Genomic DNA, 922 nt, shown 5'->3' on the forward strand with positions numbered 1-922 from the left:
AACCCTTTAAATTAATTAGGTGGTTTATGTCGCACTTCAAGTTTTACTCTGCCCAGATTTATACATTATTACGTGAAGGTTTTTCTAAACGTTATATCGCTTGGAGACTGAATCGTTCACCTTCAACTATTTCTAGAGAAATTAAACGTAATCGAGCGAGAAATGGCTACTTCGCTAAACACGCCAATACAGTCGCTCGAAGACGCCATTGTCCCAATCCTAAAAGAATCCCTTGTGAAATGTGGACACATGTCATCTCTTATCTTAATCTTCAATGGAGTCCTGAACAGATCGCTGCTCGTGTTTCAGTCAGTTTGCATTCAATTTATCGCTTCATCCGGCAGGATAAAAACAAGGGTGGCACACTCTTTCACAACCTGCGTTTCAGAAATCAAAGAAAGAGGAAATACGGCTCTCCTGAAACCCGTGGTCAGCTGAGTCATCGTAAAAGCATTCATGACAGACCTATTGAGATTGAGCATCGGACTCGCTTTGGTGATCTGGAAATAGACACGATTGTGGGTAAGAACCATCAGCAATCATTGGTCTCGATTGTAGATCGCAAGACAGGTTATCTGTGGCTGAAAAAGTGCAGCTCACGCAAGGCAGAGGAAGTTTGCCAAACCACCATCCGTCTACTTGAGCCGATCAAAGATCAGCTCAAGACGATTACCGCAGATAATGGTAAGGAGTTCAGCCTGCATGAGTATGCTGCTCAAGCATTAAAAATAGACTGGTATTTTGCTGATCCTTATAGCGCTTGGCAACGAGGCACGAATGAAAATACCAATGGCTTAATCAGGCAATATATTAGAAAAGGCAGTGATCTGAATCAATATACGGATGAATATATCTTAGAAATTACTCAACGTTTGAATCATCGCCCAAGAAAAAGACTCGGCTTTAAAAGTCCGAGTCAGGT

General features: G+C 41.9%; 1 protein-coding gene. It reads left to right on the top strand.

The genetic code is table 11. The features are described from left to right. Positions 1 to 26: 26 nt before the first annotated feature. Positions 27 to 922 (top strand): IS30 family transposase (locus tag HADU_RS11485; protein ID WP_034592877.1); only part of this gene is annotated, 896 nt, incomplete at its 3' end.

The sequence above is a fragment of the Acinetobacter sp. HA genome, assembly GCF_000264725.1.
In the GTDB taxonomy this organism is placed as follows: domain Bacteria; phylum Pseudomonadota; class Gammaproteobacteria; order Pseudomonadales; family Moraxellaceae; genus Acinetobacter; species Acinetobacter schindleri.